The sequence below is a fragment of the Nitrosomonas cryotolerans ATCC 49181 genome (assembly GCF_900143275.1).
Classification (GTDB): Bacteria; Pseudomonadota; Gammaproteobacteria; order Burkholderiales; family Nitrosomonadaceae; genus Nitrosomonas; species Nitrosomonas cryotolerans.
This window is the reverse complement of record NZ_FSRO01000001.1, coordinates 2,844,715-2,871,606: the sequence shown is the minus strand read 5'-3', so window position 1 is coordinate 2,871,606 and position 26,892 is coordinate 2,844,715. Positions and strand designations below refer to the sequence as shown.

The 26,892-nt window shown below is 41.9% G+C and carries 22 protein-coding genes, 1 tRNA gene and 1 pseudogene; 12 read left to right on the top strand and 12 right to left on the bottom strand.

The window, feature by feature from the left end:
- Positions 1 to 387: 387 nt before the first annotated feature.
- From aroE to BUQ89_RS12850, 4 genes and pseudogenes are all read right to left on the bottom strand, one after another.
- Positions 388 to 1,205: pseudogene (aroE, locus tag BUQ89_RS12865) on the bottom strand (shikimate dehydrogenase).
- A gap of 429 nt (positions 1,206 to 1,634) precedes the next feature.
- Positions 1,635 to 2,405 carry an energy transducer TonB gene (locus tag BUQ89_RS12860; protein WP_342742994.1) on the bottom strand — a complete coding sequence of 257 codons (771 nt, stop codon included), beginning with the start codon at positions 2,403 to 2,405 and terminating at the stop codon, positions 1,635 to 1,637.
- Positions 2,406 to 2,498: 93 nt separating this feature from the next.
- The gene (locus BUQ89_RS12855) at positions 2,499 to 4,355 is read right to left on the bottom strand and encodes a ribonuclease catalytic domain-containing protein (RefSeq protein WP_028461016.1); all 1,857 of its coding nucleotides are present in this window, start codon (positions 4,353 to 4,355) and stop codon (positions 2,499 to 2,501) included.
- 354 nt (positions 4,356 to 4,709) lie between these two features.
- Entirely contained in the window at positions 4,710 to 5,183 is a 474-nt protein-coding gene (locus BUQ89_RS12850) for a DciA family protein (protein WP_028461015.1), read from the bottom strand.
- A gap of 35 nt (positions 5,184 to 5,218) precedes the next feature.
- Here BUQ89_RS12850 and BUQ89_RS12845 point away from each other — a divergent pair, with 35 nt between their 5' ends.
- Together BUQ89_RS12845 and secA are read left to right on the top strand one after the other, a co-directional pair.
- Positions 5,219 to 6,136 (top strand): M23 family metallopeptidase, encoded by a 918-nt coding sequence (locus BUQ89_RS12845; protein ID WP_028461014.1) that lies wholly within the window; start codon positions 5,219 to 5,221, stop codon positions 6,134 to 6,136.
- An 89-nt stretch (positions 6,137 to 6,225) separates the two neighbouring features.
- Positions 6,226 to 8,958 carry a preprotein translocase subunit SecA gene (gene secA, locus BUQ89_RS12840; RefSeq protein WP_028461013.1) on the top strand — a complete coding sequence of 911 codons (2,733 nt, stop codon included), beginning with the start codon at positions 6,226 to 6,228 and terminating at the stop codon, positions 8,956 to 8,958.
- Positions 8,959 to 9,465: 507 nt separating this feature from the next.
- Here secA and tnpA read toward each other — a convergent pair.
- A complete protein-coding gene (tnpA, locus tag BUQ89_RS12835) occupies positions 9,466 to 9,882 on the bottom strand; it encodes an IS200/IS605 family transposase (protein WP_074202490.1) in 417 nt (138 codons plus the stop codon).
- 30 nt (positions 9,883 to 9,912) lie between these two features.
- Here tnpA and BUQ89_RS12830 point away from each other — a divergent pair, with 30 nt between their 5' ends.
- The 7 genes from BUQ89_RS12830 to BUQ89_RS12800 all read left to right on the top strand — a co-directional run bounded on the left by BUQ89_RS12830 (position 9,913) and on the right by BUQ89_RS12800 (position 15,186).
- Complete coding sequence (locus BUQ89_RS12830; RefSeq protein ID WP_074202633.1) at positions 9,913 to 11,142, top strand: RNA-guided endonuclease InsQ/TnpB family protein; 1,230 nt, start codon at positions 9,913 to 9,915, stop codon at positions 11,140 to 11,142.
- 265 nt (positions 11,143 to 11,407) lie between these two features.
- Positions 11,408 to 12,022: a ubiquinol-cytochrome c reductase iron-sulfur subunit gene (gene petA, locus BUQ89_RS12825; protein ID WP_028462240.1), complete on the top strand. Its 615-nt coding sequence runs from the start codon at positions 11,408 to 11,410 to the stop codon at positions 12,020 to 12,022.
- Position 12,023: 1 nt separating this feature from the next.
- A complete protein-coding gene (locus BUQ89_RS12820; protein WP_028462241.1) occupies positions 12,024 to 13,268 on the top strand; it encodes a cytochrome b in 1,245 nt (414 codons plus the stop codon).
- Entirely contained in the window at positions 13,268 to 14,005 is a 738-nt protein-coding gene (locus BUQ89_RS12815) for a cytochrome c1 (protein WP_028462242.1), read from the top strand. The genes BUQ89_RS12820 and BUQ89_RS12815 overlap by 1 nt, the downstream gene beginning before the upstream one ends.
- A gap of 58 nt (positions 14,006 to 14,063) precedes the next feature.
- Positions 14,064 to 14,663 carry a glutathione S-transferase N-terminal domain-containing protein gene (locus BUQ89_RS12810; RefSeq protein WP_028462243.1) on the top strand — a complete coding sequence of 200 codons (600 nt, stop codon included), beginning with the start codon at positions 14,064 to 14,066 and terminating at the stop codon, positions 14,661 to 14,663.
- Positions 14,660 to 15,085 (top strand): ClpXP protease specificity-enhancing factor, encoded by a 426-nt coding sequence (locus BUQ89_RS12805; protein WP_028462244.1) that lies wholly within the window; start codon positions 14,660 to 14,662, stop codon positions 15,083 to 15,085. The genes BUQ89_RS12810 and BUQ89_RS12805 overlap by 4 nt, the downstream gene beginning before the upstream one ends.
- A 25-nt stretch (positions 15,086 to 15,110) precedes the next feature.
- Positions 15,111 to 15,186: transfer RNA gene (locus BUQ89_RS12800), tRNA-Thr, on the top strand.
- Between the two features lie 457 nt (positions 15,187 to 15,643).
- Here BUQ89_RS12800 and BUQ89_RS12795 read toward each other — a convergent pair.
- On the bottom strand, positions 15,644 to 15,901 hold the full coding sequence (locus tag BUQ89_RS12795) for a hypothetical protein (protein WP_074202632.1): 258 nt from the start codon (positions 15,899 to 15,901) through the stop codon (positions 15,644 to 15,646).
- 1,031 nt (positions 15,902 to 16,932) lie between these two features.
- Here BUQ89_RS12795 and BUQ89_RS12790 point away from each other — a divergent pair.
- From BUQ89_RS12790 to BUQ89_RS12780, 3 genes are all read left to right on the top strand, one after another.
- Entirely contained in the window at positions 16,933 to 18,777 is a 1,845-nt protein-coding gene (locus tag BUQ89_RS12790; RefSeq protein ID WP_028462246.1) for a putative bifunctional diguanylate cyclase/phosphodiesterase, read from the top strand.
- 247 nt (positions 18,778 to 19,024) lie between these two features.
- A complete protein-coding gene (locus tag BUQ89_RS12785) occupies positions 19,025 to 19,618 on the top strand; it encodes an SCO family protein (protein WP_051537696.1) in 594 nt (197 codons plus the stop codon).
- 88 nt (positions 19,619 to 19,706) lie between these two features.
- Positions 19,707 to 20,531, top strand: a complete 825-nt coding sequence (locus BUQ89_RS12780) for a cytochrome c oxidase assembly protein (RefSeq protein ID WP_245813021.1) — start codon at positions 19,707 to 19,709, stop codon at positions 20,529 to 20,531.
- A 67-nt stretch (positions 20,532 to 20,598) separates the two neighbouring features.
- Here the strand turns inward: BUQ89_RS12780 and BUQ89_RS12775 are convergent, their stop codons facing one another.
- The 6 genes from BUQ89_RS12775 to BUQ89_RS12750 form a co-directional block, all read right to left on the bottom strand.
- Positions 20,599 to 21,891: a c-type cytochrome gene (locus BUQ89_RS12775; protein ID WP_036573772.1), complete on the bottom strand. Its 1,293-nt coding sequence runs from the start codon at positions 21,889 to 21,891 to the stop codon at positions 20,599 to 20,601.
- 58 nt (positions 21,892 to 21,949) lie between these two features.
- Positions 21,950 to 22,333 (bottom strand): hypothetical protein, encoded by a 384-nt coding sequence (locus BUQ89_RS12770; protein WP_036573775.1) that lies wholly within the window; start codon positions 22,331 to 22,333, stop codon positions 21,950 to 21,952.
- Positions 22,334 to 22,390: 57 nt separating this feature from the next.
- Complete coding sequence (locus BUQ89_RS12765) at positions 22,391 to 22,990, bottom strand: cytochrome c oxidase subunit 3 (RefSeq protein ID WP_028462248.1); 600 nt, start codon at positions 22,988 to 22,990, stop codon at positions 22,391 to 22,393.
- Positions 22,983 to 24,986: a cytochrome c oxidase subunit I gene (ctaD, locus tag BUQ89_RS12760; protein WP_028462249.1), complete on the bottom strand. Its 2,004-nt coding sequence runs from the start codon at positions 24,984 to 24,986 to the stop codon at positions 22,983 to 22,985. The genes BUQ89_RS12765 and ctaD overlap by 8 nt, the downstream gene beginning before the upstream one ends.
- Position 24,987: 1 nt before the next feature.
- Positions 24,988 to 25,986, bottom strand: coding sequence for a cytochrome c oxidase subunit II (gene coxB, locus BUQ89_RS12755; RefSeq protein ID WP_051537693.1), 999 nt, complete (start codon positions 25,984 to 25,986; stop codon positions 24,988 to 24,990).
- Between the two features lie 575 nt (positions 25,987 to 26,561).
- The gene (locus BUQ89_RS12750) at positions 26,562 to 26,876 is read right to left on the bottom strand and encodes an HPF/RaiA family ribosome-associated protein (protein ID WP_028462251.1); all 315 of its coding nucleotides are present in this window, start codon (positions 26,874 to 26,876) and stop codon (positions 26,562 to 26,564) included.
- Positions 26,877 to 26,892: the final 16 nt, after the last annotated feature.

Here is a 26,892-nt window from a genome sequence, read left to right as displayed (position 1 = left end):
TTATAGACATTCCAGTAGACAACATGACTAAGAATCCATAGCTGGTACAGGAATATGGAATAAATAAGTATAAAATAAACCGCCAGATCCAGCGCTTGAGAGTTTTTCTTCCGTATGTTTTATGGGGTTGTCTCGTAATAGAATTTTCCAAAATTTTAATTGTTAATAATTAATTTGTTGTATAGTAAAAGATGGATAAATTCCATATTACGAGACAGTTCCCTTATGTGATATCAAATTTCACAGAAATGAGCTTGTTGGTGGCGGCGAATAACCCAGATCATAGCAGGTGAAGTTATTGCTTATCTCAAACTAGAAATGGCATTAGTATGTCATGTTGACAGGGGGCAGATGGGTACGGCATATGGGAAAATATGATTCTTCGGTTTATGTTTTTAGCTTGAGTATTTCTATTATGCTGTTTGTTTCTGGCCTGACCCCGCGCCATAAAAAAAACGATTCAGCTGCTTGTTCAACCAGCATGCCAATCCCATCTGCCAGATATCGAACGCCTTGCTCTTTAGCAAACCTTAAGAAAGGGGTAGGTTCGTTGCTATACATCATGTCATAGGCTAATGATTCCTCTGTGAAGTTATTGGGAGATAATGGCGGTAATTTGTCATGTAAGCTGGCAGAAGTCGAATTAATAATAATGTCAAAACCCTGATCTGAAAAATCCGGATAGTCGCCAGATGCTATATTTCCATAGGTAATGAATTGTTGATGTAACCTGTTTGCTTTATGTTTCGTACGGTTGGCGATAACGAGTATGGCTGGTTTTTGTTCCAGCAATGGTAAAATCGTGCCACGCGCAGCCCCCCCTGCACCCATTAATAATATTCGTTTATTTGTAATGGGCATGCCTAGGTTGACTGCAATATCACGTACCAATCCAATGCCATCGGTATTGTCACCCAGAATTTCATTATTATCGAATTTAAGCGTATTAACTGCCCGAGCTAAGCTGGCTCGTTCAGTTAAGCGGGTCGGTAACTTGTATGCTTCTAGTTTAAAGGGGACGGTGATGTTTAAACCTTTTCCGTTTTGTTGATAGAAGTGTTTGACGGCTATCTCAAAGCCATCTAATGGTGCAAGAATTGTTTGATAATGCATCTCTTGACCGGTCTGGTGGGCAACTGGGTATGAATGAACGGTGATTTGCTATGAGAAACTGGATTGCCGATAACAGCATATGAATCGATCATGGGCCTAGGATTTTATGTGTTAAACAAGAACCAAATAAGCTAAAGCTTAGTGAGTATGTGATTAGAATTTATTAAATCGGCTGGTTGAAACCTTTGTAAAACCTCAATAGATGAAAATTAACTATTTACAATCAATAGGTTAAAATTTGTAGCGAGAGCTTTTGCAAAAGTCTCCATAAATGAAACCGAAGTTCTTTTATGATGCAATGCTGTAAAATCCCGTGAATCTTCTGAGACCTGATAGTAAACGGATTTACTTATACATTCAATCAACGGTAGCCGACTATTATTGGCTGAGTAATTGATCAGAGCGGGTAAATACCCAGGTACGTGTAATGTGCAGAATATCTGTATCATGGCTGATATCGGGTGGAAAAGATGCAAATCCGTTTTGGCCTGCAAGCCTCACGATACGTATAGCAGCCTCATCTAGAATTTGTTCTCCTGATGAGCGATTGATACAATTGATTCCAGGCTGCCATCGGATCGAATGCCAACGGTAAGCTGTAAGCTGCCATAAAGCTTGCCTTTTCTGGCTTCCTCAGGGTAATTGAGGTTGCCTATGCGTTCTACCTTAATACGCCAATCTTCAACATAACGTGCGAATCGATACTCTTTGGTATGTGCACCGATAAACTTTCGCTTTGGGCGTTTTTGATAGGTATCGTAATCTTGTGAGATTTGTGCCTTTAAGCGAGCAATATCAAGGCTGCGTTGGAGTAAATTGCTGGTATCCGATACATGATTTTTATCGGATGAGTTTGTCTGTGAATCGGGTTGATCAATATGCTGCATACTTTCTGTAGCCGTTATTAATTGCTTTGCTTTCTGCTCGAGTTGTTTAACTTTCTGCTGAGAAGTTACATTATCTATTAGAGGCTTGCTTTTAGGTAATGCCGGAAAAGGTGTTTTGGCACGACGATTATCATCAGTATTTCCACCGCCCTCTAAATTTTCTTGCGCAAGTATTTTAGTTTGGGTTGGTTCTGATGAGGACTTGTTATTAACCAGGATGACTTCTAAAGATGTGGCAGTTTTATTAAAGCTCGAGTCTGGGAATCGAAAAGCGACGCCAAATAATATAGCTGCATGCAGCAACAGCGAGAAAAATATTGCTACAAGCAAGCGATTCTTCTGTAAGCGCTGTTGATTATGAAATAAAGAAAATAAAGGCTTTAGTATATTGAGGATAGTTGCCAACGGATAACACCTTGAAAGTTAAATCTTGGAATATCTCATTATATTTATTAAGGATAGCAACTGGTTATTTGTTTCAAGGTTAATAGCCTGATTTCATGATTCTTGCTTGTGTAAAAATTGTGCATGCAGGCTACGTTCAAGTAAATCAATTTGAGATATTTTCAGTTTAACGTAGGTGCCGGGTAATATTTCCGGTAATGATGGAACACGAGCGACCAAGGGTAAATGATCGAATCTCACCAGGTTTTCTTTAATTACCTGCGCATCAATCGTGTGTACATTTTCCTGTAGCAGCCAACGTAAACACCAATAACGTTCCATTCCTCGCTGAAAATCACTGTAAATAGCATATGCTTGTTCAAAATCCCGCATGGGAATCAAGAGTGCATCACTTCCTTTAGTATAGGGAGGTGCTTCAGCACGTAGCAATGCAATTAACTGGCGTTGATTGATTAAGTCGACATATCGGCGTAGTGGTGAGCTGCTCCACGCATATTGAGAAACACCTAGACCCTGATGTGGCGCGGGAGAGGTGCTCATCTTTACTTTACCACCGCCTTGATTGCGATAAATTCCTGCAATGCTGGCGTCAGCCAATTGTTTACCCCACTCTGTGTTAACGTAAATCATCAATTCTGAGACCAACTTGTCTATTGGTGACCCCCGGCGCCGTTCACTAATGGTAACGCGATCATTTTTAATACTGAAGTTATAATCAATTTTCTCATTATTAAGATCGCTTGCTTTACCGCGCAGTATCTCCATTTTGCAAGAAAAATCCCATAATAGTCGTAATTCCTTACTAAATGGGTGATTCAAGTTGTTGTTTCTTAATGTGGTCTCATTAAAATATTCTTCTAGCGCCTCATGACGTAAATTAGTTGTAATCTTTATTCTTTCAATGCAACTCTCAGTGGAGACCACCGTAAAATCATCGGCTACATTCAGATAGAGGGAAAGCACTGGGCATAATCGTTCTTCACCTAGGGTATAGTGGTCAATTATGGTGGCTGGTAACATGGTAATTTTGTTGCCAGGTAAATAAACGGTGGAGAGTCGTTGTGCCGCTATTTTGTCCAATGATGATGCAGGCGTGATGCCAAGTGCAGGCGCAGCTATATGGATACCTATTCGGAAACTGCCCAATGTTAGTGGCGTAACTGAAAAGGCATCATCAATTTCTGTGGTTGTAGCATCGTCTATGCTAAATGCCGTAACATCTGAGATGGGTAAGTCTTGTAGATTGTCCCGGTTATTTTCTGGATTGACCTCATCAAAATCTATACCCTCTGGGAAATGCTCCCAAAGAAATTGATTTAAATGGTAGTCATGGGTAGATGGAATGGCACCACACTTCTCTAATAATTTCGATGGAGTAAGTTTTGTTGTAGCACAAGTGGCTTCGAGTGCCTTCCATTCGATGGAGTTTTTATCTGGGCTATAGAGTAAGCTTAATAATTGTGGTCTAAATGCCTCAGGTAAAGTAAATGCACTTAGTTGTGCTATATAAATCGCTTGTTGTTCTGCCTGACGCTGTTTTCTCTCCCGACTAGCCAAAGCTGCCTTAAGTGCTTCTGGCGGGGCAGCCTTATAGCGTCCTCGACCTTTTTTATAAAAATATATGGGTGCATCGTGCAGCATGATCAGGATTGCAGCTGCTTCTATTGGGCTGGGCGAGTGGCCAAAATAATCTGCTGCTAGAGTATTGCTGGCAAATTCAGTGTCGCTTTCACAGCATTCCCAAAGAAAGTCGGGATCTAACCGATCTGCTGTTTCCTGAGCATGGTTCATGAATTCGGATAAGGGTGGTGTGTCAAACCGGAGCAATACTGATGTCGCCTTAATTTTAGAGCGCTTGCCGTGCGAAGCTTCTATTTGCAAAGATGTGTTGTTGTCAATGAGTATCGAACCGACTTTGAATGCTCCTGCTTCTTCGTAAAAAACATTCATAAGATTGTTTTTATCGATATGGTCAGATGGTAAAACGAAAGTAGTTGAATTAAAGGAGAATTAGTTTTCATCAAAAGTATTCTTGGCTTTTATACGCAGGGCTGTGGTGAGCAAAAATTAATAACGTATGGAAGCATAAAAAAATTATATTATATACGAGCGGTCTGGCGAAGATGAAATATGGTTAGAATAAATTACTTGGTGCTTTGAAATGGAGTAGTGTTATGTTCTTTTATTGAAATAGTAAATCGGTGACTATTTGTAGTTGTTAGGAGTCCTCAATTAAGCTAATTTTTCATGCGTGCCTGGAAGGCACCGGCCTGTAAGATATAAGTTCCTTTTCGTGATAGCCCTTTATTTGTCGTGGAGTTTTCGTTGTTTTTCTAATAATAACTCGATAGCATGTCGGAGCACTGAATTAGGTAGTTTTTCGGCTAATTGGCTGAGATGTTTTATTCCCGCCTGGCTCATGAGTAATTTTTTTTTAGGAGTGCAATCGCTTGGAAAATTTGCTGTGTTCTTAGTAAAGTAATCTGCTTGCACAGTGATTTGAATTGCAGTAATCTGCCAATTGATTTTCTGTAATTTCAATAATAAGGATGGTGAAACTTGCTTCAGTTTTGTTGCGATTGATCCATTTGCGGTATATACAATTAGTGTTCCATTGGAGATTCGGCCTAACGTACATTGTTTTGCTAAGTAAGGCGGAACAACTGCCATAAAAATTTGCTGCATTTTGTTTAATTCATTGATTTTAGTAAATAAACCCTGATATTTAGGTGTTCTACCAAGAAGATTAAGGTAACTGTTTACTTTGCGCGTGGTCATAATTATATAAAACTAGCTAAAGCAAAAGGCAAAAGATGAACATTATTCTGATTTCTAATAAACTGGCGCGAACAAAGAGTTTGACTCTGACAGGTACGCATTTTTTATTGATAATCAGCGTTTTCTTTATCATAATCGTATTATCGTCATTAGGGTTGAATTATTTGTCATTGCGCTATGCAGATGGGATAAAATCTCCTCTTTTAAGAACATTGTTAGTTAATCCCCAAGAAGAAAGGCATCGTAAAATTCAGTTGCATCTACACAATAACCTGAATGTCATGGCGATTAAGCTCGGACAAATGCAAGCGCAGTTATTGCGATTAGACGCTTTGGGCGAACGATTAACGGAGTCATCGGGTATTCAGTCGCAAGAATCTTCGATTAACCATGTGCCTGGGCAAGGTGGCGGACATGCCGTCTTGCCTACTGAAGAGATAACTTTTAGTGAATTTAATCGGAAACTCCAAGCATTATCGTACGCGCTGGATGAACGGGCTGATAGACTAGGTGCATTAGATTCTTTATTCCGTTATGGTCGACTTGCGGAACGTGTACTGCCTTCTATTATGCCCGTTGATACAAAATGGTACTCCTCTGGCTATGGCTATAGAATTGATCCATTTTCGGGGAAGCGTGCTTTTCATAAAGGTGTTGATTTTGCAGTTAAAGCAGGAACCCCAATCAGAGCTAGCGCGGGTGGTGTGGTAGTCTATTCTGATCGTCATCCTGAATATGGTAATATGATTGAAATTGATCATGGAGATGAACTGATCAGTCGCTATGCCCACGCCTCCAAGCGTTTGGTTAAACTCGGGCAAGTGGTCTTGCGGGGACAGATAATTGCCAAGGTTGGCAGTACAGGTCGTTCTACTGGCCCGCACCTACATTTTGAAATTAGATATAAAGATGTACCGCAAAATCCATCGAGATTTTTAAAAATGTCTGGCTGAACTATATTAAAAATTTATCGTGGGGTGAGGTCAAAGATCTCACCCTTTGTTTTTTCCTGGTTGTTTCAACAAAAAATTTTCGAAACTTTATGCTAAATAATCTACTCAAAAAAGTCTTTGGTAGTCGTAATGACCGAATGATTAAGCAATATTTTCAGGTCGTTCGCGATATCAATGGATTAGAGTCAGGTATTGAAAAACTATCTGATGCTGATTTACGTGCGAAAACGGATGAATTCAAGCAACGGATTGCTAACGGAGAGACGTTGGATGCCTTACTGCCAGAAGCTTTTGCAGTTGTGCGAGAGGCAGGTAAGCGCGTACTGGAAATGCGCCATTTCGATGTTCAGCTCATAGGTGGCATGGTATTGAACGAAGGTAACATAGCCGAGATGCGTACGGGCGAAGGTAAAACACTGATGGCGACATTGCCTGCCTATCTCAATGCTTTGACAGGGAAGGGTGTTCACCTGATAACGGTGAATGATTATCTGGCCAAACGTGACGCTGCTTGGATGGGGAAGATTTATCAGTTTCTCGGTGTTAGTGTCGGCGTTATTTTTTCACAAATGGCGCATAGTGAAAAACAGGCGGCGTATGCTGCCGATATCACCTACGGTACCAACAATGAGTATGGTTTTGATTACTTGCGCGACAACATGGTGACGCATCCGTCTGAACGTGTGCAGCGCGTGCTTAATTATGCCATTGTTGATGAGGTGGATTCAATTCTGATTGATGAAGCGCGTACTCCCTTGATTATTTCTGGTCAGGCAGAGGGTGATACAGATATATATATTCGTATCAATGCATTGATTCCAAAGTTGATTCGTCAAGAAACAGAGGATAGCCCTGGCGACTTTAGTGTGGATGAAAAATCTCATCAGGTTTTATTGAGTGAATCAGGTTTTGAGCATGCAGAGAAATTGCTTGCTGAAGCTAAGCTTCTGGCACCTGGATCGAGTCTTTATGATCCAACTAATATTAATCTGATTCATCATCTTAATGCGGGCTTGCGCGCACATGCTTTGTATTTCCTGGATCAGCATTATGTGGTGCAGGATGATGAAATCGTTATTGTTGATGAATTTACTGGGCGGCTTATGTCAGGCCGGCGTTGGTCAGATGGATTGCATCAGGCGGTGGAGGCAAAGGAAGGTGTTGCTATTCAGAAGGAGAATCAAACGCTTGCTTCAATTACTTTCCAGAATTACTTTCGCATGTATCAAAAATTAAGTGGTATGACTGGCACTGCTGATACTGAAGCGGCTGAATTCCAGCAAATTTATGGGTTGGAGACGATCATTATTCCAACTCATCGGCCAATGATTCGTGATGATCGCATGGATCAGATATTTCGTACGATGAAAGAGAAAAATCAGGCTATTGTTGAAGGTGTTAAGGAATGTTACGAGCGGGGGCAGCCTGTTCTGGTTGGAACGACTTCGATTGAGAATAATGAATTATTATCCAGGTTATTAACGAAAGAAAAACTGCCCCATCAGGTTCTTAATGCAAAGCAACATGCCAGTGAAGCCGATATTATTGTACAGGCTGGGCAGCCTAAGATGGTTACCATTGCCACTAATATGGCAGGGCGAGGCACCGATATCGTGCTGGGTGGTAATCCAGAGCCTGAAATTCATCGTATTAGTCAGGATGAAAAATTGAGTGAGGAAGAGAAGGCTGCATGTATTGCTGAGCTGGATAAGCAATGGAAAATACGCCATGATGAGGTATTGAGTAAGGGGGGCTTGCACATTATTGGTACAGAGCGGCACGAATCACGGCGTGTTGATAATCAATTACGTGGACGTTCTGGAAGGCAAGGGGATGCTGGATCAAGTCGTTTCTATCTTTCTCTTGAAGATCCACTTTTGCGTATATTCGCATCTGATCGTGTGGCTAATATCATGACACGCCTTAAGATGCCAGAAGGTGAAGCCATAGAACACCCATGGGTGACACGGGCGATTGAGAATGCCCAACGCAAGGTAGAGGCACGAAATTTTGATATCCGTAAGCAACTGCTAGAGTACGATGATGTAGCGAATGATCAACGTAATGTGATTTATCAACAGCGTAATGAGTTGCTAGAAGCACCGCAAAACATTTCAGAAACAATTAGCGCAATTCGAGAAAGTGTACTGAGCACTCTTTTCAGTCTTCATGTTCCACCGCAAAGTGTAGAAGAACAATGGGACATCCCGGGTCTAGAGAAGGCGCTGGCGGTCGAATATCAATTACATTTACCGATACAGGAATGGTTAGAGAAAGATCCCGATTTACACGAAGAAAGCTTGCAAGAACGCATTATTAGTTTTGCGCGTGATCACTATCAAAGCAAGGTTGATCAGGTGGGTGTTGATGTGATGTATCAGTATGAGCGGGCCGTGATGTTACAAAGTGTGGACACGCACTGGCGAGAGCATTTGGCAGCACTAGATCACTTGCGTCAAGGGATTCATTTGCGTGGTTACGCGCAGCAAAATCCTAAGCAGGAATACAAGCGTGAAGCTTTTGAATTGTTTGGAAATATGCTGGAAGAAATCAAAAGTGAAGTAACTAAAATTTTGATGACAGTACAGATAAAAAATGAACAGCAAGTTGAAGCGGTGTCTGAAACATTGCGATCACCGACAAATATGCAATATCATCATGCGGCTTATGAAGAAACTTTGAATGAAAAATCGGTAGATGAGGAAACCCAAGAAGATAAGCCTCAGCCATTCGTGCGTGAAGGCGATAAAGTTGGCCGCAATCAGGCATGCCCCTGTGGATCTGGTAAGAAATATAAACAATGTCACGGTAAAATTCGCTAGTTATCGCCAGAAAATCCCGATGAAGCTTGGATTTTTATGGATGAATTAATTTTTTAGGTTGGCGTATAAAGGATTATGTCCAATATATTGGAGCATGGTTCAACTCATGTATGAAATATGGGAATAATGCATTATGGGTTGATGCTTTCCCATTTATTCTATAGACGAATGATGCCGATGTACGATGTGTAGCGTACTTTACACTATTACTATGAAAGAGTACTTTTGTGGTTTTAGCATATGGATGCTTGCTTGTGTATAGCACATTTTATGTAGACGGTTTTTGCATTTTTTTGATGAAAATTGGCTTACTTGCAGTATAAACTCGACTGAAATGTTTGAGCGTGTTGAGCGAACATGATTAGGGATGAGAGCGAGCATTTGTAATTATTGTGATTATATTTCAGGTAGATATGGTTTTTTCTGGAATGCTGTTTTGTGTTTATCAAATAGCGCGTAAAACTTCGTCCTTCAGGGCGGAGATATAAGCGCACAGGCGAAGCCTGTTTAATGCGGTCTTTGCTGTTGTTCAATATATTGCTTAATAATCGAGAGTGGTGCTCCACCACAACTACCCGCAAAATAGCTTGGACTCCAAAGCATATTACCCCAAAGCTTATTTTTAATTTCGGGATAATTCTTTTTGCGAATGAGTCGGCTTGAAACGCCTTTCAAACTATTTACCAAGTTAGAAATAGCAATTTTTGGTGGATAGTTAACTAAAAGGTGAATATGATCATGCTCACCGTTAAATTCCACCAATTCTGCTTCAAAATCCAAACACACGTTTTTAAATATTTCTTCCAAATCAATTAATACCCTTCCGGAGAAAACATCTCTACGGTATTTTGTTACAAAGACCAAATGAACATGAAGATTAAAAACGCAATGTCTTACTGTTCTTACATCGTTATTAACTTGCATAGACCAATTCCTTTTTGTATAATTATAACCATGAAGCAGATTATACGCAAAGCCTTTAAATCTCGACTCAATCCAAATTCTGACCAAGTACAGAAGATGGTTGAGTTTGCGGGTGCTAATCGGTTTGTTTGGAATAAAGCCTTAGCAATGAATCTGTTCAGATTAGAGCAGAAACAGCCATTGCTTTGGTACAACGAGTTGTCATTTTGGCTAAAGCTATGGAAATCCTCAGAAGATTATGGATTTCTAAAAACCGTTCATTCTCAACCGTTGCAACAAGCCTTAAAAAACTTAGAAAAAGCGTTCAAAGACGGTTTTGATAAACAGCCTTTAAAACGGATTCCAAAATTCAAGAAAAAAGGTTTGAATGACAGCTTTCGTTATCCACAAGGATTTAAGCTGGAGCAAGAGTCTAACAAAGTGTTCTTGCCTAAAATCGGTTGGGTGAAATATCGTAATTCACGCCAAGTCATTGGTGACGTTAAAAATATGACGATTTCCCGTAAAGGCGGTTATTGGTACGTGTCGATTCAGACTGAGTACGAGACCGAGCTAAAGCGTCATAGCTCAACCAGTATGATTGGTGTTGATATGGGCGTTACCCGCTTTGCAACCTTGTCAGACGGCTCATACGTAGAACCTTTAAACAGTTTCAGAAAGTTATCAAAGAAACTGGCTTTTGAACAGCGTAAGTTGTCTAAAAAAGTCCGTTTCTCTGCTAACTGGAAAAAGCAGAAACAAATCATTACCCGACTGTATGAGCGTATTGCCAATGCTCGTTTAGACTTCTTACACAAAACCTCAACCGAAATCAGCAAAAATCACGCAATGGTCGTAGTTGAGAATTTAAAGATAGGAAACATGTCTAAGAGTGCCAAGGGCAGTGTTGAAAAGCATGGTAAAAACGTCAAAGCGAAATCGGGTCTAAACAAATCCATTCTTGACCAAGGATGGGGAATGTTCGTTTCGTTTTTGGAGTATAAACAGGCTTGTTCAGGCGGGGATGTATTGAAGGTAAACCCTCAATACACCTCTCAAACCTGCCCTGGATGTCAACATGTTAGTCGTGACAATCGCAAAAGCCAAAGTGCTTTTGAATGTACAGAATGTGGATTTAAAGCCAATGCCGACTTGGTAGGTGCCTTGAATGTACTTGAGCGAGGACATCGCTTGTTAGCCTGTGGAGTTGAAACGTTAGTTTCGTCTAAGAAGCAGGAACCAGTAGGCAGTAGCAATACAAACCTACTCTTAACGGCTTAATAAGTCGCTAGGAATCCCCTTCGTTTAGGAAGGGGAGGATGTCAAGAAGATAAGATAAACAGGATCAGTTTTGTCACTAATTGATTTAAGGGGTTACCCTATTAAAGTTAAGGCTATGATATAATTTTAGTTCAAGTGAATTAAAACTTATAACTGCAAAAGGTAGGAAGGTTTATTAGAGTTACTTACTATTAATCAGATTTAAGCTATAATGACCGGCTTTTGCTTTTTACATGAAAAATAAAATCAGGCGGAATTGTGAGATATGACAGATAGCGATAGTGTCAGCAACAAAAATGAAATGAACAGCCGAAGACGGTTCTTGGTCGCTGCAACTTCTGTTGCGGGCGGTGTTGCTGGTGTTGCCATAGCAACACCTTTTATGTTGAGCATGATGCCTAGTGAGCGGGCCAAAGCGGCGGGAGCACCGGTTGAAGTTGATATTTCAAAACTTGAGCCGGGTATGTTGTTGATGGTGGAATGGCGTGGCCGGGTTGTGTGGGTGTTGAAACGCACTCCAGAAATGTTGGCGACTCTCAAAAAAGTTGAGGATGAATTGGCGGATCCGAATTCAGAAAAGGATCAACAACCAGAATATGCACGGAATGAGACGCGCTCCATTAAACCGGAAATTCTGGTGGCAGAGGGTATATGCACACATCTAGGTTGTTCTCCCGTGTTCAGGAAAGAAATTGCACCTGCAGATCTTGGTCCTGATTGGTTAGGCGGTTTTTTCTGTCCTTGTCATGGTTCTAAATTTGATCTGGCTGGCCGTGTTTATAAAAGTGTACCGGCTCCAACAAATTTGGTTGTTCCACCTCATACCTACTTGAGCGACAATCGTCTTTTAATTGGATCAGATAGCAAGGAATCTGCATAAAATGAGCAAGCGATTAAATTCAATAATTGAATGGGTTGATGAGCGTTTTCCATTGACTGCTAATTGGAGAGCGCATCTTTCTGAATATTACGCCCCAAAGAATTTTAATTTCTGGTACTACTTTGGTTCGTTAGCCATGCTAGTGCTGGTAAACCAGCTGATTACTGGAATTTTTCTTACCATGAACTACAAGCCGGATGCTAGTCTGGCTTTTGCTTCAGTTGAATATATTATGCGTGATGTGGATTACGGTTGGTTGATTCGCTACATGCATTCAACAGGGGCATCTATGTTTTTTGTGGTTGTATATCTGCACATGTTTCGTGGAATGATGTACGGCTCCTATCGTAAGCCACGTGAACTGCTGTGGTTGGTAGGTATGGCAATATTTTTTGTGTTAATGAGCTTGGCTTTTACTGGATATATACTGCCATGGGGACAGATGTCCTATTGGGGAGCACAAGTAATTGTCAGTATGTTTGGAGCAATTCCATTTATTGGTGAGACGCTTTCAAATTGGCTGTTAGGCGACTTTACGCTTTCAGATGCTGCGCTCAACCGTTTTTTTGCTTATCATGTGGTGACACTTCCTATCTTATTAGTGACCTTGGTGTTGGTACATATAATAGCGCTGCATGAGGTTGGATCGAATAATCCCGATGGTATTGAGATTAAGGCCAATCGTAATCCGGAAACTAAGATTCCCGTAGATGGAATCCCGTTTCATCCTTATTACAGCGTAAAAGATATCATGGGTGTCGTGGTATTTCTGATGGTGTTTTGCGGTATTATTTTCTTTGCGCCAGAGATGGGCGGCTACTTTTTGGAATATAATAATTTTGTTCCGGCTAATACACTACAGACCCCTGATCACATCGCACCAGTATGGTATTTTACGCCCTACTATTCAATGTTGAGGGCAGTGACTGTTAATTTTCTTTGGATAGATGCGAAGTTGTGGGGTGTGATACTAATGGCGGCTTCAGTAGTCGTATTCTGTTTCTTGCCTTGGCTGGATAAGAGCCCAGTAAAATCTATTCGTTATAAAGGACCTTATTTCAAATTTGCACTGACACTTTTTGTTATCAGCTTTTTTGTTTTAGGCTGGCTTGGAACAAAAGCGCCGACACCTTTATTTACCTTGTTAGCGCAAATATTTACAGTGATTTATTTTGCTTTTTTCATTCTGATGCCATGGTATAGCAAGATAGATAAGACTAAACCCGAGCCAAAAAGAGTAAAATGATGAATAAAATTAAGATCCTTTTGTTTATTCTGTGTATGGGTACACAGGCTGTATTTGCTGCAGAATCCGGTATGGAATTGGATAAGGCACCAATCGATTCAACTGATAATGATTCATTGCAGCGGGGTGCAGAGAGCTTTGTTAATTACTGTTTGACGTGCCATGGTGCTAGTTATATGCGATATAACCGGCATCGTGATATAGGACTTGGTAATGACGAAGTTCTGAATAGGCTTGTCTATACGGATCAGAAAGTGGGCGATCTTATGCTGACTGCTATGAGAAAGAAAGAGGCCGAGGAATGGTTTGGAGTAACGCCTCCGGATCTATCAGTAATTGCACGCTCTCGTGGTGCAGATTGGTTATATACTTATCTGCGTGCATTTTATCGTGATGATGCCACAGTTACAGGTTGGAATAATCTTGTATTTGATAGAGCTGCGATGCCTCACGTATTATACGAATTACAAGGAGAGCAGCGCCTGAGTATAGAAACGGTCAATACGGATGCAGGGGGCAAGCAGGTAATTAAGAAACTGGAAATTGACGTACCCGGCACACTTTCAAAAACGGAATATGATCGTTATGCCGCTGATTTGGTTAACTATCTTGTTTATCTGGGCGAGCCTGCCGCTAATGATCGCAGGAGCTTAGGTATTATCGTAATGATATTCTTGCTGGGCATGTTAGGCCTTACCTATGCATTGAAGCGTGAGTATTGGAGAGACATTCATTGACTACTTCATGCTGGCTATTAAATAAATGCATCGTGTATAAGTCAGACAGTAAATAGTTATGATGACATTATATTCAACCATCACGTGTCCATATAGTCATCGTTGCCGTATCGTTTTACACGAAAAGGACATGGATTTTCATATAATTGATGTTGATCCGAACAGCAAATCTGAAGATTTGGCTGTGATCAGTCCTTACGGTAGAGCACCTGTTTTGGTTGAGCGTGATTTGGTGTTATATGAATCAAATATTATCAATGAATATATTGATGATCGCTTTCCGCATCCGCAACTGATGCCGGCTGATCCGGTTATGCGTGCTCGCGCTAGATTATTGTTGTATCGATTTGAACAAGAATTATTTTGCCATATTGATGCGATTGAAGGTTCAGACCAGAAAATAGCAGACAAAGCACGGGCAGCTGTTTGTGATAATCTGACTGTGATTGCCCCAGTATTTGAGAAGCAAAAGTATATGCTGGGTGATGAATTTTCTATGCTGGATGTAGCAATTGCCCCCTTGTTATGGCGACTGGATCATTATGGTATTCGTCTGCCCAAGCAAGCAGCACCATTACTGAAATTTTCTGAGCGGCTTTTTAGTCGTCCATTGTTTATTGATGCGTTGTCTGCATCTGAAAAGATAATGCGGAAATGAATGTGAGTGCTACAAAACCTTATTTAATTCGTGCAATTTATGAATGGTGTATTGATAATGAATTCACGCCTTATATATCGGTAAATGTTGATTCCAGGACGCATGTTCCAACGGAATATATAAAAAACGGTGAAATCGTTCTTAATATAGGCCATAGCGCAGTGGAAGATCTTGTCATCGGTAATGATATGATCAACCTGATGGCTCGATTTAATGGTATTGCAAGAAAGATGGAAATACCGGTTGATGCAGTTAAAGGCATATTTGCGAAAGAAGTAAATGAGGGAATAACTTTTATTCAGGAAATTGAAAAAGCTATAGCTGAAAGTACGCGTGATGAAAATGAGAAGATATCAAGTTCTGATTCACCAAAGCCATTACCACCGAATAATAGTAAGCCCCAACTACGGATTATTAAATAATCGCTATTTTTACTGTTAATATTTTGCCGGCATAGCTCAGATGGTAGAGCAGCTGATTTGTAATCAGAAGGTCCCGAGTTCGATTCTTGGTGCCGGCACCATAAAAACAAGTAGTTATGCAACGATAATGCTAGCAGCAACTATCCGGTGCCACGGCATAAATAAAAATAAACAATAAAAAACCCGCCATTTGAATACAAATTAACGGGCCATACTTGCAACAGGTCTGACGGATATACTAAAGGGTAAACTCTGCATCTTTACCTAATACAGCTATAATCCTTTAATCGATGATTGTTGATTTAAATAAAAAAAGCCTAGGGTGTTTGCCTAAACTATTAAAAGATAATCGCTTATACGTTGATCTAATGAGCTTGTTTACTGCGCCCTAACTGTTTTTGGTTAGGATTAAGGATAAGAGTGATCAGAGCGGTACCAGTTATTCACTTCTCCAAAGATTTGCAGATTAGTACCAAAAATAACGGGAAGCGCTTGGTGCACCCTGCGAAAAGTCAAAGCGAAACATGGCAATACAGTATATTCATAATTAGAACGCTATTAACAAGCCTTTGCAAGTTGATTTAATGTCAAACGTTCTTCATTGCTAAAACGTAGCCCGTACTTATTCTTAACACGCTGCCACAATTTCCCATACTCACACCAAAATGATTTCATAGGTGGTAGCCATTCATGCGGCCCTTTGTCTGATTTGGCCTGATTGGTTGCATCATGAACCACGAGAAGGTTTTTAAAATCGTTTGCAAATGTTCGGCCGCTGCTTTCTCGTCCAGTTATCAGCACCGTGCCTGTGTGCATGTGCAAGCGGGACTATATGATCAATATCAACATCTGAAGCTTTGGTAAATTTTTGGCCGGTATAGACTCCATACCATTCACCATGTTTGACTGTGCAATTTTTTTCCTCCGTAAACTGCACTGGTACTTTACTCATAGCAATCAATAGTTCTTGTCTGGTATTTTGACAATCTCCGAGACTTTTGCAAAAGTCCTCGATAGAAGCTTTATACTATTGATTATAAATGGTTAATTTTTCAACTATTGGGGTTTTGCAAAGGTCTCTCTCTCCATCTCCATCTTCATCAATCCAATGTGGCCAATCTTTCCGGTTATAGACTCTGCTATGTGTGCCCGGTGCTTGTTCGTAAAGACCACTGCATAACTGTGTTTTCGAGCTTTTCTGATTACTTGCAGCATCGATAAATCAAACACTTAAAAATCTTGCCCAGCCCGAGATAACCAGTTATGCAGCGGTCTTGGTGGTTTTTCTAGCATGTATCAAGCCCCACCTTAATTTAAGTTTCTCTTATTGTTCTACTCTAAAAACTATATTCATTATTGGCTCACCTTGGTTTCTTTCCATAATTAAAATAGTGCTTTGACCCCCTATGCTTGAATTCCGGATATGAAAATTTATGCATAGGGCGGTACCTTCGGCTTGATGCTCTAAAGATTCAACCTAGGCGGGCAAACATGAGATAATTTATTTATTCATGAAGAGCTTTGTAAAACCCCAATAGTTGAAAAATTAACCCTTTATAATCAATAGCATAAAGCTTCTGGCGAAGGATTTTGCAAAAGTCTCAGCTTATAGATATAACCACTATTTAGTCACTGTTTACGCAGCATCCAGACTATTATCTTAAAAAACAGTAAATTTTTTGCATCAAGGCGCAAGTAATTTAATTACGTGACAGCCCCTTACAATATCGAGGTTAGTATGTATGACATACCCTGCCGATGAGTCAAATAAAGACAGTTCGAATTCAGTGGCAAAGAATAAGCAACTGCTGACAAGACTCGAACGCGTCACCGGCACGCTTAGAACCTTGAGCGCTGGCAACCACATTTTATTGCATGCCTCGGACGAGCAAGAGTTGCTGCATGACATGTGTCAAGTCATCGTGAAAAAAGGTGGTTACCGTATCGCTAGCGTCGCATATGCGCAACATGATAAAAGCAAGAGTCTCCAATGGATGGCAAGTATCGGTGTAGATAAAGCGTTTTTAGAAGCGCTTCATTTCACATGGACCGACGATACGGAAACAGGCCGTTCCGCAGCGGCCACCGTGATCCGCACCGGCCAGCCTTGCGTGGGTAGGCACATTCTTACTGATCCAGCCTATGCCGCTCCTGCTTATGCTCCCCTTCGCGAAAATGCAATCAAGTTCGACTATGCTGCAGTTACTGCGTTTCCACTTCATGTGAATGGACAAGTGCTCGGCGCCCTGGTGATGGGTGCGATCGAACCTGACGCTTTTGATGAAGAGGAAGTCAAATTGCTCAGCGAATTAGCTGATAATTTGGCTTATGGCATTTCTAACCTACGTATTCGCATCAAGCATCAGGCAGCCGAGGCTACCATTGCGCGTTTGGCTTATTATGATCCCCTAACCGAATTACCCAATCGCACCTTCATGCTTGAGCGCTTGAAAGATGCTATTCATACTGCAGATCAACGCCGCCACGCCCTTGCGCTCTTGTATCTGAATATTGGTCACTTGCGTGGAATCAATCAAGTCTTAGGTTATGACTCGGGTGATCAATTGTTGCAACAGCTAGCTCAGCGTTTGACAAGCAATCTGAAGGAAAGCGATTTCTTGGCGCGAGCGGGGGAAAGCGAGTTTGCCTTGCTTTTGCCTAGTGGAGGGGCGGACTATGCCATTCAAATTGCGCAACGGCTGGCCGCCGTCTTGCGTAATTCTGTGAAGGTGGCAGGTTTGATGATCGATCCGCGTGTCAGTATAGGCATTGCGTTTTATCCTGGGCATGCTGCTGAAGCTGAAACCTTGTTGCGGCGTGCCAATGCCGCTACGAATAATCTCTGTCCTGCTCGAGGAGGCTATGCTCTCTACACTGGGGGGCAGGAACAAGAATGCACTCGGCGCCTCTCCTTGATGGGAGATTTACGCAAAGCCATCGAACAAAATGAGTTATTGCTGTATTGCCAGCCCAAGGTCGACATTGCGTCGCGACGCGTGTGCGGAGCGGAAGCCTTGGTACGCTGGCAGCACCCGGTGCATGGCATGCTCGCAACTATGGAATTCATCAAACTCGCTGAGAATGCAGCTTTAATTACCCCTTTGACACATTGGATGCTCGACGCGGTTTTCAGTCAAAGCTATGCTTGGCGTGAAGCGGGGCAAGAGCGAGCCTTGTCAGTAAATTTGTCCGCGCATGATTTGTACGATCCTCTGCTCATCGACCGCGTTCAAGGATTGTTTTCCACTTGGGGTGTTAGACCGGAGCTAATCCAGTTTGAGTTGACCGAAAGTGCCTTAATGGAAGAACCATCGATGGCATTAGAAGCATTGACCAAGTTAAAGAAACTCGGTATCCGATTATTCATTGATGACTTTGGCACGGGGTACTCGAGCCTGAGTTATTTGCAAAAGTTGCCAGTAGATTCAATTAAGATTGATCAGTCGTTTGTCATGCCAATGGTGGAAAGCAATGATTCGGCTGTGATTGTGCGTTCGACCATTGAACTTGGACATAATCTAGATATGGAAGTAGTGGCGGAAGGGGTGGATAGTCAGGCTGTATGGGATCTCTTGGCAACATTGGAGTGCGATGTGGCACAAGGATATCTGATGAGTATGCCGATGCCGGCAGAGCAATTTAGCGATTGGGAAAGTGAATGGGAAGGACATTTGACGAAAGGGAAGTTATAGTCTGTTAAGTGATGTAATCACGAAATAAAAAAGGAATTTCAGATATAAAGGAGAGCAGTCGGCGACTAGATAATTAAGCCACTATGTTATAAACAGGACAGATATTAGTGCAAAATATGAAACCTTTAGCTCAGCTAATTTAGTACCGTATGACAGCTAAGAAGTGAGCGGGGTCGTTTCAGTGATATATTATTCTTCACCACTTACACTTTGTACTATGACTTATAATGCGCGTGTATATTATCAAATGCGAAACTCTGGGCTGACCCGCTTTATTTTATACTTGGTGATTTTCACGCTCAGTGGATGCTTTTCTGAAAAAAACTGGCATGTCAAAGAAGTGGTCGGACACCTGCCTGATCTGCAGTTTTCATTGACATCAGATAGCGAGCGACTGGTAACGGCAGAAATGTACAAAGGCTATGTATTACTAATGTACTTCGGGTTCACCAACTGCCAAGCTGAATGCCCGGTTTCAATGGCTAAATTAAGCCAAGTCATGCAGATTCTTGGGGACGATGCTGACCGCACACGCATTTTGTTTGTTACGCTTGACCCTGGGCAAGATAATCCGAAAGTCTTACGGCACTACATTGCGCAATTTGATCCTGAACACGTAGTCGGATTGACGGGCACAGCAAAAGATATCCAGAATTTAACAAAGCGTTATCGGGCTGCATACCGCCCTCGGTCAAAGAATACCGAGCAAAGCGGAATTGTTCATGGGGATGCTATCTATATTTTTGATTCACAGGGTCACGCCCGCCTTCTGGCAACTTCAACCGATTCAATAGCAGGCTTGGCGCAAGATATTCGACACCTATTGGACAGGGTCTATTAGTTGGCGCTGATTATGAAAGGCATTACTCGAAAAATCTAAAATCCTATAGCTGCGATTCTGTAACAGCGAAGTCTTATAGAGCCCAATTATGATGGATGTATTTTATTGGTTCACGCCTTGGGAAGAGTCGATTATAGTCGTGATTGCGATAAGTATCGTTGCTATTCTGTTCTTAAGAGGTTGCGTCAATAGTAAGCCATCATTTCCCCAAAAACTATATTTTTGGACTGGGCTTATCCTTATATACCTGGTTTCTCATACGCAGTTTGATTATTATTCCCAGCATCAATTCTTTATTCATAGACTTCAACATCTCGTATTGCATCATCTCGGACCTTTTTTAATCGTATTGAGTAGTCCGTTACCCATACTCCTTAGTGGCGTACCTAAAAAAGCAAGCCGTTTTGGTAAACTAGCAGTCCGCTGGAAGCCACTACAATTAGTAATCTCATTCCTATGTAATCCTATTTTGGCTGTTATGCTTTTCAGTGGCCTTATTGGCTTCTGGTTATTGCCTTCGATTCACTTTACAGTGATGATTGATTGGCGTTTATATCGTTTGATGAACTGGAGTATGCTCATCAACGGGTTGATTTTCTGGGGCCTTGTGTTAAATCCTACTGTTGGTTACCTAACACATTTATTACCTGGTACTCGCATTGCCATGATGCTTGCTGTCATACCGCCACAAATCGTTATAGGAGCAATGATTTTTTTTGCTTCGGAGGAACTCTATCCCATTTATACTGTTTGTGGTCGGGCAATAGGGGGGTTAAATGCTGTTGAAGACCAACAAATTGGTGGCATAATTCTCTGGATACATGGAGCAATGATGAGTGCAGCCGGGATTCTTATTGTAATACGAAAAGAATTGATGTCACATAATTCGTATACCAAGAGTCAAACGGGTTGAGTCATATTATCTAACAGAGAAATAGTCGAAAAGCATCAAAATATCAATGAATATTTCATGGCAAACGTTAGTTCTTGACACAACATTTCTGGCGCACTAATGACACTTCGCGTGGTGTGACCGGAGCCGCCGAATTGCCCCAGCTATTACGTACAAAAGTAAGCACATCAGCAATTTCACGATTAGAAAATTTCTTCGCAAAGCTTGGCATTTCTTTCGGTTTTGGTCCTGTTATTGTCAACGGCCCTTTGCCTCCTTCCAGCACAAGCCGAATTATGGAGCTGGCATTATCGGAGAGCACCATCGAATTTCCGCCAAGCCGTGGAATTTTTGGAGCTTTCCCTGTGCCACTATCGCCATGGCATTTAGCGCAAAATCCGGAATATAAGCCTGCACCAGGAAGTTCAAATTTATTGATTCCAATACTGACTACTCCAGGCAAGACCTTTTGATCCTGATTAACAGGAGGCTTGTAGGATGATTTATTCTTTTGGCCTGGAAGGGATTTAAGATAGTGCGCAATGGCGTCCAAATCTTCTTTACGTAAATGCTGGGTACTGTTCTCAATCACGGTCACCATGCTGCCAAATGCGACTTCATGCCCGCTATGCCCTGTTTTCAGAAACTCGGAAATTTCTGCTTTAGACCATCTGCCCAGACCAGATGCCTTGTTACCAGTCAGATTTGCGGAAAACCAATTATCCACCATAGCACCGCTCAAATAATTGGGCGAAGATTCTGAATATGTTTTCTCCTGGAAAGCCAGCCCCCTCGGCGTATGGCAAGCACCACAATGACCGAGGCCCTGCACCAGATAAGCGCCACGATTCCATTGGGCATCACGATCGGCACGCGGTTTATATGTTTCTTGGGTGGCAAACGCCGCATTCCAGAACATCAGCGTCCAGCGCTGATTAAACGGGAAAGGCAATTTGGTTTGAGGTGGTGTGTAATTGACTGCCTTTACCCCTTTCATAAAATAAACGTAGAGTGCCTCTATATCACTATCCAGTGTCGCTGCGAACGAGGCATAGGGCATTGCCGGATAAAGGTGTTTGCCATTTTTGGCAATGCCTTGCCTAAGTGCTCGGCTAAAATCATCATAACTATATTGTCCGATACCTGTGATCGGGTCGGGTGTAATATTAGTTGAGTAGATTATTCCAAATGGAGAATTGATTGGTAAACCACCAGCAAAAAGATCACGATCCGGCCCGGCAGTATGACAGCTTTCACAATCAGCAACCTTGGCAAGATATGCGCCACGAGCGATTAAGTCAGGATCAGCAGCGTGTATGTTTGCTGCAATCATCCATACTAAAATTATCCATGAATAATGTGTCGTTTTGCTTAGCTTCATATTTTTGCTTAGCTTCATATTACAGGCATTGATGAATAAAAGATTGCTACCATCTGAGTCAAGTCCAGGCACTGCAAGGCGATACTAATAAAACAGCACAAGTTGTAAATAATATTGCAACGATGAATATAAAGCTCGACATGACTCCCAGCATCGCTAGAAATTTTGTTTGCCCTTCATCATTTTTGACTTCCTTATTAGCATCGAACTGAGTAAATTTTCCCCATGCATTCCATGCGACATGTCCAGAAATCAAACCACCCGCTAGACAGATCAAGCTAATCGCAATGAGGATTGCAGATAAGTTAACCCAAAGTGGTGCAGAAAGTGGAACCTGATGCGGATAACAAGCATACGCCGCAAGTGGTTCGCTTAAAGACACCTGGATGAACCACGCCGAAGGTGCTCCAAATAATGCTAGCAATGTTTTAAATGTACTCATAGCATCAAAAAAATATTTTCCAGAAACACTCTTGAATAATGAGACTTATTTCAAATTCTAAAGATACGGAAATAGATACAAGGAAGCAAAAACAAATAACCAGACTACATCGACAAAATGCCAGTAAGCGCCTCCAATCGTTACGGCCGCATATCGTTTATCATTAAAATAATTAAGCGAGATCCAGACCAATAATAAAAACAAAATGGCCAATCCGATGATGACATGGAATAAATGAAATCCCGTAATCGTAAAATACAGCGACCCGTATAAATTCGAGGTGATATCAAAAGATTTTTCGCTCCACTCTATGAGTTGAATTTTTAAAAAACAAAAACCAAGCGCGACCGCCATTAGCATCCCACCAATACTCCAGTATTTTTTTTGATGTCGAATTCCATACTCGCTAACCCAAACAGAAACACTGCTTGCGAGTAAAATCGCTGTATTTATAGTTGGCATCAGCAAATTTGGCAACCCCTCTGGTGGCCATTGCTGTTCGGTCTGAGCTGACAAATAGAAATAGGCAAAGAGCAGAAATCCAAACAGGGATCCCTCGGTTACAATTAACGCTAAAATACCCCACCATCCCATTGAAAGTTTACCGTCACTGCCCACGGGTAAAGGCCGTTGCTCGAAGTGAATAGCTTTATTCATGGGCCCCCCGTCTGACATGAGCCGTTTCCGGAGTTATCCTCTGAACCAGCGTCTTTCGCGGCCACATCCATATCCCTAAAGTGATGCAGCATGCTACAGCTGTTATCCCCGTGAAATACCACCAATGCAGCAGCAATCCGACAAATAGTAATGAAACAAATAATCCGACAAAAAATGGTGCGAAAGAATCCCCCGGCATTTTAAGGATAGATACTGGTTTAGCATCAATGGGCGAAGTTCCGATGGTTTCATGACCTTCCATAAGTAAATATCCCTGCGTAAGACTAGAACGGTTGGAGTTTTCGTTAAGTCGATCTTCCCATAATGGGTGACGACTCGCGATAACGGGGATAACAGCAAAATTATAGGCCGGAGGTGGCGAAGACGTTGACCATTCGAGCGTCGCTGCATCCCATGGATTCGAACCAGCCAATGCACCTCGTTTGAGACTGATTAGAACATTAATCAGAAAAATCAGAATGCCAATAGCGAAAATGAAAGAACCAATAGACGTAATCATGTTGACACTATCCCATCCCATTCGGGATGAATACGTGTAAATGCGTCTCGGCATCCCCAGTAAGCCGGCTATATGCATAGGAAAAAAACCGATATTAAAGCCAATGAACATAACCCAAAAGCTCCATTTGCCTAATATTTCGCTCATCATGCGGCCAGTAAACTTAGGAAACCAATAATAGATACCACCAATGACTGGAAATACATTAATGCCTAGTAAAACATAATGAAGATGGGCGACAATAAAATAGGTTTCGTTAAGCTGCAGATCCAGCGACACAGCCGCTGTCATTACCCCTGACATGCCGCCTACCACGAATAAAAAGATAAACCCAGCGAAAAATAAAAATGCTGTTTTGAAAACAGGCCTGCCTAACCAGATGGTCGCGATCCAGGCAAATACAGCAACAGCACTCGGGACTGAAATGATCATGCTGGCAGCACCAAAAATTGATAAGGCAACGGTGGGCAAGCCCGTGGCAAACATATGATGAATCCATACTTGAAAACCAAGCAACATGGTTGCCATGGTAGCCAGCGCTACCGCCGTATAACCAACCAAAGGACGCCGGCAAAATGTTGGCAGTGCATCAGAGACAATACCCATTGCAGGAAGTACGATTGCATACACCCATGGATGACCGAAAATCCAAAACAAGTGTTGCCACAAAAGCGGTTTACCGCCATTAGCGACATCAAAAAATTGAGTACCCATCTGGCGATCTAGCCATAACAGAAAAAAAGCGAGACTGACCGCGGGAATGGCAATAAGATTAGCTACAGAGGCGGTGAGTGTGCCCCAGACAAGGATCGGCATCTTATTAATTGTCATGCCTGGCGCTCGCATTCTGAATAACGAGACGATAAAATTAATTGACCCGACAGTCGTTGAAATTCCTAAAAGAACCATTCCAAGGGCGAAGACGTCGATATTAGGACCGGTGTTGTAAATAAGCCCAGAAACAGGAACATAATTAAACCAGCCCGCATTCGGCGCTTGGCCAAACGGAAAACTCGCATACAAGAAAACACCTGCAAACAGGAATATCCAATACGAAAGTGCATTGAGGCGTGGAAAGGCCATGTCACGAGAGCCCAGCAACAATGGCCAAAGATAATTGGAAAAACCGGACAATATCGGCAAGGCATAAAGAAATATCATCGTCACGCCGTGCATCGTGAATAGTTGATTATATTGTTCCGGTGTCAGTAATGATTGTTCCGGCAGAGCGAGCTGTACACGCATGATCAGTGCTTCAACACCGCCTATCAACAAAAAAATAAATGCTGTAACGAGATATCGCAGACCAATTGTTTTATGATCCACGGTGGAAAACCAACCACGCCAGCCTGGCGTTGTTTCCCATATTTTCGTAAGCCGGATTTCGGCATCAGAACCTACGGGAGCATACCCAAAATCGGGTATGCGTTCCAAACGATCATCAGGGTGATTAGGTTTCGTGTCAGTGGAAGTCATGCTAGTCCAATGTTGATAAGAATAATGCGAGTGCTGAAGCTTCGCTCTCTGACAACTTAAAGCCAGGCATGCGTGATCCTGGCTTAAGTTGTTGTGCATTGCCGATCCATTTCATCAAATGATCAGGTGTATTGGTTAATACACCCGCTGCAAGACGGCGGCGCGAGTTCAGATGGGTTAGATCCGGGCCGTGCTCACCTTTAGCATCCGTACCACGCACAGTGTGGCAACCTGCGCAACGATCCATGAATAATTTGTAGCCTGTATCCTGTTCCGCCATGAAGGCCTGTTTTGCAGGTTGGCGCTGAGTATTTTGCCATTTCTCGAAATCTTCGGCACTCTCAGCAACTACTTCCAGATTCATATGTGCATGACCAGCGCCGCAAAATTGCGTGCATTGCCCAGTATAAACCCCGGGCATATCAGCCTGAATCCATTGTTGATTTATGAGGCCCGGAATCATTTGGGTTTTTCCGGCAAGCTTTGGTACCCAGAATGCATGAATCACATCCGCACTTTTCAATTTAATCAATACAGACTGACCCACAGGAATATGAATCTCATTTGCAGTGATAAAACGTTTCGCAGGATCATCGTGCTCGTATTCGGCTTTCCACCACCAGTCGTATCCAGTAACCGTCATGCTAATAGTTGGCGTCTGTGAAGGCTTGGCAACTTGATTCAGAACCATTAGCGAATAAATTACCAAACCGAATAAAATTACGGTGGAAATGCCTGTGCCGATATATACCCATTGAAGGCCTTTGCCTTCATTTTCAATTTTGTGTGGATTTGATGGATTTCGTCTGCGAAAAATTGCGGTCAATATCAATAGCGCAATGATGAGACAGATAACAACCGACAGTCCTGCAAGGAACCATCCTAAATACATGGTCGGTTTTGCTGCAGGGCCATAGCTATGCAAAAAATAATTCAGCGGTGCTTCAACAGCACCTGGCACTAATGTATTCAACACACCCAAGATGAATATATGATTCATGAGTACACCCTAGATTAAATGTTTAATCGTTTATTGCTGAATTTGTTTTTCGCTCATTGTCTTTCGATATTAATCCTCTGCTCGCTGGCGTTCAAGCTAAATTCGTGCTTGAATATCGCCCTGTACCCGATTGCAAAAATTGTGACAGCCAAAATAGTACTCTCTGATAGCGTTGATTATGCGGTGTAAAAACCCAATTGTCTTCCAATTAATCTTCCAATTAAATTAATTTCTCCAAAAATCCACGCCCGTGTTCCCATAAATTCATCGGCTTTCTTGAATGTCAGTGCAATTTCATAAGAATGTGTAAAATAAAGTGCTAATCCGCCTGCAGCCTAGATAAATTCTTAGCACCTATTTACGCATGGGTGTGCACAGCATCCTTAATATTAGGTCTTTCTAAGACAAGTGACTAATCAGGATGAATTATGGCAAATCACCAGATACTATTATCTCTGATGGTTTAAGCCTAATCACTATAAAAATAATCCGCGTCGCTGTTTTCTACTTAGTGATATGTTTAGCGGATTGATTAGGGTGTTCCAGTGTTAAGATTCACTATTATCCTGGAACGATTAATGATTATTCAGCCGATCAAGCGTACTCTCGATCACGTTTTTCAACTTATCGATAGCGCCTTGGACGGCTAGATTCAGGCTTTCCGCTTGGTGAGTAACCGCGATAGGTTGGCGACCTTCCAAACGAGCTTCCATCAAGCAACGTTTGTCATTCATGCCACCTTTGTCGCTGTTTTCGTCGCTGATATGTACTTCAACTCGGGTGACGTGTTTGCTGAAACGATTCAGCGCATCCTCTATCTTGGTTTTGACTTGACCGGAAAATTCCTCGTGACCCTCAACATTATGGCCGGTATTGACTTGTATCTGCATGATTTTCTCCTGTAAT

What these genes read in the sequence shown, in the direction of transcription:
- BUQ89_RS12855 (WP_028461016.1), bottom strand. Translation starts at nt 4,355, where the DNA reads ATGAATGTTTTTTACGAAGAAGCAGGAGCATTCAAAGTCGGTTCGATA.
- BUQ89_RS12850 (WP_028461015.1), bottom strand. Translation starts at nt 5,183, where the DNA reads ATGACCACGCGCAAAGTAAACAGTTACCTTAATCTTCTTGGTAGAACA.
- BUQ89_RS12845 (WP_028461014.1), top strand. Translation starts at nt 5,219, where the DNA reads ATGAACATTATTCTGATTTCTAATAAACTGGCGCGAACAAAGAGTTTG.
- secA (WP_028461013.1), top strand. Translation starts at nt 6,226, where the DNA reads ATGCTAAATAATCTACTCAAAAAAGTCTTTGGTAGTCGTAATGACCGA.
- tnpA (WP_074202490.1), bottom strand. Translation starts at nt 9,882, where the DNA reads ATGCAAGTTAATAACGATGTAAGAACAGTAAGACATTGCGTTTTTAAT.
- BUQ89_RS12830 (WP_074202633.1), top strand. Translation starts at nt 9,913, where the DNA reads ATGAAGCAGATTATACGCAAAGCCTTTAAATCTCGACTCAATCCAAAT.
- petA (WP_028462240.1), top strand. Translation starts at nt 11,408, where the DNA reads ATGACAGATAGCGATAGTGTCAGCAACAAAAATGAAATGAACAGCCGA.
- BUQ89_RS12820 (WP_028462241.1), top strand. Translation starts at nt 12,024, where the DNA reads ATGAGCAAGCGATTAAATTCAATAATTGAATGGGTTGATGAGCGTTTT.
- BUQ89_RS12815 (WP_028462242.1), top strand. Translation starts at nt 13,268, where the DNA reads ATGAATAAAATTAAGATCCTTTTGTTTATTCTGTGTATGGGTACACAG.
- BUQ89_RS12810 (WP_028462243.1), top strand. Translation starts at nt 14,064, where the DNA reads ATGATGACATTATATTCAACCATCACGTGTCCATATAGTCATCGTTGC.
- BUQ89_RS12805 (WP_028462244.1), top strand. Translation starts at nt 14,660, where the DNA reads ATGAATGTGAGTGCTACAAAACCTTATTTAATTCGTGCAATTTATGAA.
- BUQ89_RS12795 (WP_074202632.1), bottom strand. Translation starts at nt 15,901, where the DNA reads ATGCACACAGGCACGGTGCTGATAACTGGACGAGAAAGCAGCGGCCGA.
- BUQ89_RS12785 (WP_051537696.1), top strand. Translation starts at nt 19,025, where the DNA reads ATGCGAAACTCTGGGCTGACCCGCTTTATTTTATACTTGGTGATTTTC.
- BUQ89_RS12780 (WP_245813021.1), top strand. Translation starts at nt 19,707, where the DNA reads ATGATGGATGTATTTTATTGGTTCACGCCTTGGGAAGAGTCGATTATA.
- BUQ89_RS12775 (WP_036573772.1), bottom strand. Translation starts at nt 21,891, where the DNA reads ATGAAGCTAAGCAAAACGACACATTATTCATGGATAATTTTAGTATGG.
- BUQ89_RS12770 (WP_036573775.1), bottom strand. Translation starts at nt 22,333, where the DNA reads ATGAGTACATTTAAAACATTGCTAGCATTATTTGGAGCACCTTCGGCG.
- BUQ89_RS12765 (WP_028462248.1), bottom strand. Translation starts at nt 22,990, where the DNA reads ATGAATAAAGCTATTCACTTCGAGCAACGGCCTTTACCCGTGGGCAGT.
- ctaD (WP_028462249.1), bottom strand. Translation starts at nt 24,986, where the DNA reads ATGACTTCCACTGACACGAAACCTAATCACCCTGATGATCGTTTGGAA.
- coxB (WP_051537693.1), bottom strand. Translation starts at nt 25,986, where the DNA reads ATGAATCATATATTCATCTTGGGTGTGTTGAATACATTAGTGCCAGGT.
- BUQ89_RS12750 (WP_028462251.1), bottom strand. Translation starts at nt 26,876, where the DNA reads ATGCAGATACAAGTCAATACCGGCCATAATGTTGAGGGTCACGAGGAA.